This window comes from Limosilactobacillus avium (assembly GCF_947381485.1).
Lineage (GTDB): Bacteria > Bacillota > Bacilli > Lactobacillales > Lactobacillaceae > Limosilactobacillus > Limosilactobacillus avium.
In genome coordinates this window covers 1-5,441 of sequence record NZ_CANCWN010000057.1, presented here as the reverse complement: position 1 = coordinate 5,441, position 5,441 = coordinate 1, and the positions used below count along the sequence as shown (strand labels likewise).

At 38.9% G+C, this 5,441-nt stretch carries 7 protein-coding genes and 1 pseudogene; 6 read left to right on the top strand and 2 right to left on the bottom strand.

Annotated features, from left to right (window positions below; all coding sequences use genetic code 11):
- Positions 1-81, bottom strand: a pseudogene (locus tag QOS01_RS10155) (helix-turn-helix domain-containing protein); the annotation flags it as partial.
- Positions 82-238: 157 nt separating this feature from the next.
- On the bottom strand, positions 239-670 hold the full coding sequence (locus tag QOS01_RS10150; protein WP_242079265.1) for a helix-turn-helix transcriptional regulator: 432 nt from the start codon (positions 668-670) through the stop codon (positions 239-241).
- A 447-nt stretch (positions 671-1,117) separates the two neighbouring features.
- On the opposite strand from QOS01_RS10150, the gene QOS01_RS10145 reads away from it, so the two are divergent.
- The 6 genes from QOS01_RS10145 (at position 1,118) to QOS01_RS10120 (ending at position 5,043) form a co-directional block, all read left to right on the top strand.
- Positions 1,118-1,504 (top strand): hypothetical protein, encoded by a 387-nt coding sequence (locus QOS01_RS10145; protein ID WP_283622244.1) that lies wholly within the window; start codon positions 1,118-1,120, stop codon positions 1,502-1,504.
- A complete protein-coding gene (locus QOS01_RS10140) occupies positions 1,501-1,836 on the top strand; it encodes a hypothetical protein (protein ID WP_283622243.1) in 336 nt (111 codons plus the stop codon). The genes QOS01_RS10145 and QOS01_RS10140 overlap by 4 nt, the downstream gene beginning before the upstream one ends.
- Positions 1,837-2,354: 518 nt before the next feature.
- The gene (locus QOS01_RS10135; RefSeq protein WP_283622242.1) at positions 2,355-2,945 is read left to right on the top strand and encodes a hypothetical protein; all 591 of its coding nucleotides are present in this window, start codon (positions 2,355-2,357) and stop codon (positions 2,943-2,945) included.
- 163 nt (positions 2,946-3,108) lie between these two features.
- The gene (locus tag QOS01_RS10130) at positions 3,109-4,113 is read left to right on the top strand and encodes a relaxase family protein (RefSeq protein WP_408612503.1); all 1,005 of its coding nucleotides are present in this window, start codon (positions 3,109-3,111) and stop codon (positions 4,111-4,113) included.
- Position 4,114: 1 nt separating this feature from the next.
- Entirely contained in the window at positions 4,115-4,747 is a 633-nt protein-coding gene (locus QOS01_RS10125; protein WP_283622240.1) for a hypothetical protein, read from the top strand.
- Entirely contained in the window at positions 4,747-5,043 is a 297-nt protein-coding gene (locus tag QOS01_RS10120) for a hypothetical protein (RefSeq protein WP_102816998.1), read from the top strand. Before QOS01_RS10125 ends, QOS01_RS10120 begins: the two co-directional genes overlap by 1 nt.
- Positions 5,044-5,441: the final 398 nt, after the last annotated feature.

Genomic DNA, 5,441 nt, shown 5'->3' with positions numbered 1-5,441 from the left:
GATATATCGAAGAGATCGCTTTTCATGACGAAGCGTTTCGATGACAATGCGGTCTTCAAATGATAAAATAGTGGTGCTCATCAAGGTCCTTCTTTCTAATGGATTGTGTGGTAACACCATTAAAGACCTTGATGGTTTTTTCTGTCCACTTAAATGTTCAACTTAAATTTTACAATCTGCCTTTCTACTAGAATAGTATTTATTAACGTGACTACCTTGTCTTTAAATAGCTAGGCAGTCATTTTTTTCTTATATTTCCCGATTTGGTTAAATTGAGATAAGCACGTATTAATCTTAATATTGTCTGTTTTTGTTTTTCGCTAAGTTCCTTGAATTCGTTACCATACCAATTACTCTTACTTAAAAGTTTCTCAATTTCTTTTACAGCATCTGTCTTAAACATTTTTTTGAATTGCTTGGGGTCAGGAACATCTGCAATATTTCCAGCAGTTATCTCGTCAAGACTTAAATTCATTATACGGCTGAGCACTACTGCCGTTTCAAATGTTGGAATACGTCCAGCTATGATATTAGCGATCACAGCACGTGACATTCCTGCACGTCGGGCCAATGCTGTTTGAGTCATGTTATTATCAGTTAAATACTGAACAACTGCTGATCTGAAACGATTAGCTATGATACGTTTTCTTGTTTTTTCTAAATCTTCCATGTGGTTATGTTTCCTCTCATATAAGATACTATCTGTATAGTAAATCAAATATAATCATTTTTAAAGTTTTACATCAAATTATGTTGACATTTGATTCAAACGTAGTACTATAAATAGTGAAGAGAGGGAAGCAACCAATCTTCTAACAATTAAATAAATTAGTGTAAACTAGTTGCCAGTAGGCCGTAATGTTCTGATAACTGAAGTCAAATAAGTTACAGGAAGCCGTCTGAAACGACGAAATAGGAATAGGACCGTGATAGATACTCTATCGCAGGCAGAGACCAACTGCCCTGAAACAATTGAGAAGCAGCGAAGAGCACTTAAAATAAACAAATTACCGGTAGCACGGGATTTGAGATCACTAAAGGATGATAGTCCTTTCGAGTATAAATACTGATCTCAGATTCTGTACTACCGTTTTTTAGTGGTCTAGAAAGGAATGTCTTGATCGCTAATCAAATTGTTGATCAAATTGCCAGTAAAGTTGTAGAAAAGATTCAGCAAAGTAGAAATTTCGAGTCACCTCAACAAATGACCTTTGAAGATTCACTTCATAAGTTATTTCATAACAAATCACGCGAATGGGTCAAGTATTATGTCATTCATAAGTATCCTGAGATTTTAACTGAAAATGGTGGATGGATTACCAAACCCGCCGGACGAGGTGTTCGTATTATAGATGTAGCAAGAGCTAAGAAATGGCTAAAAGTTAATAACAATAAAATTGACTGGAATGCACCGGAGCCAGTGACGCTACGACGTCGACAAGGTGCTGTTAAGCCAATCAAACATAATAACGATAAAATTCCAGAAAGGAAGTCATCACTATGACACTAGATTCATCACATTTTCAATTAGTAGTTTACCAGCGCGTTATTGTTACTAGGTACGGTAAAGAGGTCGGAATGGAGAATGGTTGCGGAATTAAAGATCCTAATAGTACACGTGTATATGTTGTTGTTTCATATGCCTATCCTTTAACTTCGGAAGTTAAGGAAAATAGCTACAGTATCTACCATTATGCCGTTGGCCGTCGTTTTAGGACTCTTGGTACTTATGATACATATTCTAAAATGATTGATGAACACCCTGAATATAAGCATAATCTCGGTACAGTAAATAAGCTATGCCGTAAGCTAGCGAAGCATAAAAAAGAAAACTAATGTGTGTTTCCTAATACAATTTATCTAGTTTACTTACTTTGGATTAAAGTAAGCAACTGTTGGCTACCTTATCGTTGATTGATAAGGTAGTCATTTTTTGTTTCTTTTTGGTGATTCAAAAAGAAATTGTTGGTCCAGTTGGCAAGTACAGCTGGTCGGTGTTGTTACTTATGACGAAAACATAAGTAAATCAGATGTGAAATCTCGAAATGGCCTTGAATGCAATCTCAAGGTACTCATTTTTGAATGTAATATCTGATCGCTCGACAGGGTGCAGGGAAGCCTCGCAGGCTCCTCGCCAAGCTATAATTCGTATTACAAACTTGTTTGATATTACGAATTTAATTGCTTGCAAGTTCGTTTGTTCTTGTATTATAATATAGTTGAATAATTGGTCTAGACCAATACAAAAAACAAACGAACCCGACGAAATGAGGAATTTAGTCAGTCGTTGTCACGAGCACGTGAAGACTGAAAATTTCTTTTGCCGTCAGGCAAACTGAGGAGGTCAAGAATGGATGGAACCATTAAAGAATAAATTGATTCAAGCCCGATTAAGTGAAAATGAACTTGCCGATTTTGAATCGGTAAAGCGTGAATTTGGTATTGCAGGTACTTCGAAAGCAGTGCGACAAATGATTGAGGATGAGAAGCTATTAATGCAAGCTAAAGAGAACTGGCAAAAGGGTAAGCGTGATGCCGTGACGGCTTTAGTCCAACAATTGAATAATCAAGACCGGCTACCGTTAGTTGAGGCAATCCATGGTCTGACAGATACTAAATCATCGTCGGAGTTGTCTATCGTGCGTGATCAATATGCCGATATTCAGCAACAACTCCAAGCTATTATGTATACAATTACGAAATCGGGGAATAATCTTAACCAGATTGCGCATGTTTTGAATGCTGCAAAGCAACAAGCCGAACAAGAAGATGACGATTTAACCGATGACGACTTATGGCGGTGGGTTGCTAAGCAGCTAGTCGAAAATAGTCGTGTTTTAGCTGAATTGCAACAAGAAATCATCAATCTAAAAAATGATACCGGACAAGCTAAGCTGGAAGCAGGTGGTGAAGTTGTCAGTCCTGGAAACTCACTCGTGTCGTAGTAGCTATAAACGTTTACAATATTTGTTTCAGGAACCACCACATAGTACAAAAAAAACGTCGCAGCGAGTGCTAGCGTGTGACGGCTTTAACATTAAGCTGTTGCATGATTCAAATGGTCGTATAACAAATGTCCAAAATGGAGCATATCTGGAACGACAATTTATGTCAAATTTAAGGAAGGCACATAACCCCAAACGAATGTACCAAGCACAAACTTTAATTATTTCTTTCTCAGAAGATGAATTTGACACTACAGACCTCAACTTACAAGCCAAGCAAGCATTAGCTCTGGTTCAACACTTTGTCCATCAACATTTTGCCGATGCCCAATCGGTAATTGTAATTCAAGCGGATGGGCAAGGTGGGAAACTGCATGCACATGTCGTATTCAACACTATTAAACAGAACGGCCGAACTATTTCAACCAACCGTTTCAACATACATAAACTGAGAACCAACTTTGATCACGAAATGACCGATAACTATCAACGTGTTACTGGTCATAATTGGACTAATCCAATACATAACCAACAAGAAAGACAAGATATTAAAAACCTAACGACCCGTTCTGAATGGCAACAGAGCTTAAAGAAGATAATCAGTCAAGTGAAGAATGAAGTAAGCTCACTCAAGGAGTTTATCCGGCGTTTAAATGATTCTGGAATAACTGTGACTGAACGCCAGAAGGGAAGCGCCTGGACTTACCATCAAACGGTTCATGGTAAGTCATACAAAGTTCGTGACTTTTATCAACGAGTAGATAAACAAAACGGTAAAGTTTTGTCAACTCGCGGTTTGGGCCAAACGTTTACTAAAAGTTATTTAACAAGTTACTTTAAGCAGAAAGATAAAGAAGTGGAGGAAGATACTAATGAACGACGACAATCAAAAGATGAAGAATTCGAAAAAATCAAAACGATGGCAAGAGATGCTCGAATCAGAACTGCTAGACAACAGCGACTCAACCAACTCAACCGACAACGAAGTGAAGCCGCCAAGGCTGAAGAGCAGAAACAGAGATCTTGCAAAGAAGCTCGACTTTCTCATCGACGAGTCAGCAAAGCAAGACGACGTGAATCAAGTGACGAAACACGTCGACAGCTTGAGCGGCAAGCTCGACGAAAGCAAGCAAACACTAAAAGAACAGCTGAAGGACCAGAGCTCTAAAGTGGTTAAAGCAGTAGCTGATGCCCGAGCCATTGGTTATTCAGATGGGCTAGTTGGTCGGGTCGATGCAATGGAGCAGAAAGTTGGCAGGCTTGAAGCTGACATTAATTTACGGGAACAAAATCTTGATCAGAAGACCCAAGAATGTATTGCTAAAGTAGCCGACTTGGACCAAGCTAGTAAATATTTGGAGAATTACACTCAAGCAGTTAATAATCGGTTAGTACCAACGATGCGTAACTTAATCTTGGCTATGCGTAACGGGATTACTCACCATACAGAAGAAGTTACTAATGACGTTTACCAGCAACTAAAGAAGGATACAGGATTATCGGTTGATGAAATTATCAAGACGGCCGTGAGCCAAGACTTTACCAAAGAACGTGAGAGTGCTGAAGAAGCCAGTGCAAGTGCAAAACTTAGCGCCAAAGCAAGTCAGCAATCAGTGAGACAAATTGCCACTATGTTGGGTAATTTCATGACTTTCCTTATTGTCTTTGGCATCGAATTGGTTATCTTAGTGGCCGTTGTTGCGGTTACGCCTGGATGGCAAAAGTTAGCAGTAGCACCAATTAGCTTAATAATGTGTGCATTTTTGGATTGGAAAATTTATAAGAAAGGGGGCTGGAGTTAATGTCATTCGATGTGAATATGATGAGTGATGAGCAGCTTGATGAATTGCTTGAAAAGCCAAAGAAAATTCCAACATGGAGAGTTGTGAACACTCAAACTGCCCGCGAAAAGAAACGTATTCGACAGCTTGAACTACATAATAAGCAATTAGAAGCAGCACGGTTATATCAAAAGAAGCGACAACGAGCGCGGTTGTTAGCGGCTAAACGTAATAAGGAGTTACAACAGCAAAAGCAAGCAAACCGAAAGAAGAGGGCAACAGCAAATAAGGAAAAGGACGACGGTCTGGAATTATAGTCATGCTTTAAAGCAGAAAACCGCCTAGCCCTAAAGCTAGACGGTCGTCAAAGTCGCTAAACCATGCTATAATATAAGCGTAATCAGAATATATTATATTCAACAATTAGGCTGATAGCTTAACGGTAGCGCTCTTGTTCTGGTGTACGGCAATACACCACCAGCCAAGCGCAACAGAGTACACCCTCAAGGGTATCAGCTCCTAAGTTGACATCTTGTGCATTGGTGGTCGCCAGTGCACATTTTTTATTTTACCATGATTTAACAACTGGTGTTGTATCCGATTTTTTACGCAGGATTTAATTATTGCGTAGTTTGCGTTTGGCAGATTGCAAGAAATAACTTGAACGAATTTAATGACGTAAATTAAGCAGGAAGATCTCGATTGGTGTATGCCA